The sequence below is a fragment of the Okeania sp. genome, assembly GCF_983059655.1.
In genome coordinates, this window is record NZ_CEZPJD010000974.1 from 1 (window position 1) to 2,607 (window position 2,607).

Annotated in this window: 2 protein-coding genes; both read left to right on the plus strand. The window is 38.4% G+C overall.

Annotation, left to right across the window (positions count from 1 at the left end):
* The first annotated feature begins 285 nt into the window (after positions 1-285).
* Positions 286-1,371, plus strand: coding sequence for a hydrogenase expression/formation protein HypE (gene hypE, locus AC3DU7_RS30790; protein ID WP_488043040.1), 1,086 nt, complete (start codon positions 286-288; stop codon positions 1,369-1,371).
* Positions 1,372-1,832: 461 nt separating this feature from the next.
* Positions 1,833-2,607: Uma2 family endonuclease (locus AC3DU7_RS30795; RefSeq protein WP_488043041.1), on the plus strand; the 775-nt coding region annotated here is incomplete at its 3' end.

The following is a 2,607-nucleotide window of genomic DNA, read 5'->3' on the forward strand; positions in this document are numbered from 1 at the left end:
GGACGGTGGATATTAACAACGATAATGGTATTAAGTTTTACGAAAAAATGGGAGCTAATATTATAGAAAAGGTGAGATTATGTCGCCTAGAAATTCATTGAAGAAGGCAGGAGGCAGAAGGGAAAATTCTTATGGATAGTCTTCGACACACCACATTCATGTCTTAATAACCCCAAACATTTTTAAGCACTATCGTTAATGGTGGGGTATTAAACTCGCAAAAGAAAAGGTAATTAAAAAAATTATGTCTACATTATTTAATTTAACTAATAACTGATAACTGAAATGACAACCAAACATTCTTTATTTAAAAAAATCGAACAAGCGCGACGTCGCCCAACAAAAGTACGCGATACTAACATTACCCTCGCCCACGGTAGCGGTGGCAAAGCAATGCGCGACCTTATAGAAGATATTTTTGTCCGCAACTTTGACAACCCCACCCTATCTCAACTAGAAGACCAAGCAACATTTGACTTGGCAACTCTCACCGCTCAAGGAGACAGACTTGCTTTTACCACTGACTCTTATGTAATTGACCCCATCTTTTTTCCCGGAGGCAATATTGGCGAACTCGCAGTCAACGGTACAGTTAACGATATAGCTATGAGTGGAGCAAAACCCTTATACCTCTCCTGCGGAATGATTATTGAAGAAGGTTTCCCCGTTGACTCCCTGCGAGAAATAGCCAAAAGTATGAAAGTTGCGGCAGATATTGCTGGAGTAAAAATAGTCACCGGAGACACAAAAGTTGTTCACCGAGGTGTTGCGGATAAATTATTTATCAATACTGCGGGGGTAGGTGTAATTCGCTCCGGCGTTTCTATTTCTGCCCAAAACCTCCAACCAGGGGATGCCGTTATTGTGAATGGTTATGTAGGCGATCATGGAGCAGCTATTACCGTTGCCCGTGGATATCTAGATTTAGAAACGGAACTTAAAAGCGATACTCAACCTTTGAATGGTTTGGTTGATACTATTCTCGATGTTTGTCCGGAAGTTAGGGCAATGCGAGATGCTACTCGTGGTGGTGTAGCAACAGTATTAAATGAATTTGCCATGAGTTCGGAAGTAGGGATACGACTTTTTGAATCTTCCCTACCAGTGCGGGAGGAGGTGCAGGGAGTCTGTGAAATTCTGGGTCTCGATCCTTTATATTTTGCCAATGAGGGTAAGTTAGTGACAGTGGTGCCGGGTGAAAAAGCGGAAACTGTTTTGGCAGCAATGAAATCTCATCCTGCGGGTATTGATGCTGCTATTGTGGGGGAAGTAATTGCTTCTCCTCCGGGAATTTTGTTGTTGGAAACTACTTTTGGCACCGAGCGTATTGTGGATATGTTAGTGGGAGACCAACTGCCGAGAATTTGTTAGAGGAAGCTATCAGCATTTCAGCACTTCAGCAGTCAGCTTTGCAACAAGTCTATATTAATTGTTGAAGTTCAAAACCTGAAGATTTAAAGAACATACATGAAAACTTTTTTTTGATGCTAAAATTGAGATTCTAGAAATTAATAAATATCAAGAGCGCTCCGGATTTTCCGGTAAGTATCATCTAGTTAAGTTCTTGCTCCAGTCAGGGGGAATAAATTCGTCTGAAGTTAATATTTGGGTTCATTCTAATTATCCATAAGCAGAAATAATTAAAGTTGCTAGAACTTTTTTAAATCATCGTTTACAAGATTTTGTGCAATTAACAAGTGAGGAAATTTTTACACCTGATGAAGTTGATGCCTTATGGGAGTCTGTAAAACCTGAAAATTTTTGCAGTAGAAAGGAATCTAATTGATGAGAATTTTCTCTTTTGTATTTAATCACAAATAAGGAAAAAAATTATGTCTACATTACCAACACAAACAAATATTGAATCATCCCCCAAAAGTTTCAAAAATCAACCAGAAGATTTTGAATTTGTAGAACCAGATATTAGTGATGTTATTACTGAGGATGATACTCCTGTGGATAATTTAATTACTGAGAAACAACAACGACTATTAACTACTACTTTATACAGTTCTTTTTCAACAGACTTACCATTTTTAGCAACTGCGAATGTCGGGCTTTTTTACGGCAATAAAACACCACCACTCGTACCAGATGTTCTCCTCAGTTTACGAGTCAAAGTACCGGAAGATTGGAGTCAAAAACAGAATCGTTCTTATTTTGTATTTTCTTTTGGCAAACCTCCAGAAGTAGCTATCGAAATTGTCTCTAATAAAATCGGTAATGAGTTGGGTAGTAAATTACAAGATTATGCTTTTGCTGCGGTTGGTTATTATGTAGTTTTTGACCCACTCAAACAACTTGGAGAAACTATTTTACGGGTTTATCAATTACAAGTTAATAGTTATGTAGAGCTGAAAAATTTCTATTTGTCTAAAGTGGGATTGGGTTTAACAATTTGGCATGGTATTTTTGAAGGAAAAGAATATGATTGGTTGCGCTGGTGTGATGATTCGGGGAATATTTTGTTAACTGGAGATGAACGAGCCGAACAAGAAAAACAACGAGCTGAACAGGAAAAACAACGAGCTGAACAAGAAAAACAACGAGCCGAACAAGAAAAACAACGAGCTGACCGACTAGCAGAAATTCTCAGAGAAAGAGGTA

Excerpts from the sequence above, each read along its gene's own strand:
- hypE (WP_488043040.1), top strand. The coding sequence starts at position 286 with ATGACAACCAAACATTCTTTATTTAAAAAAATCGAACAAGCGCGACGT.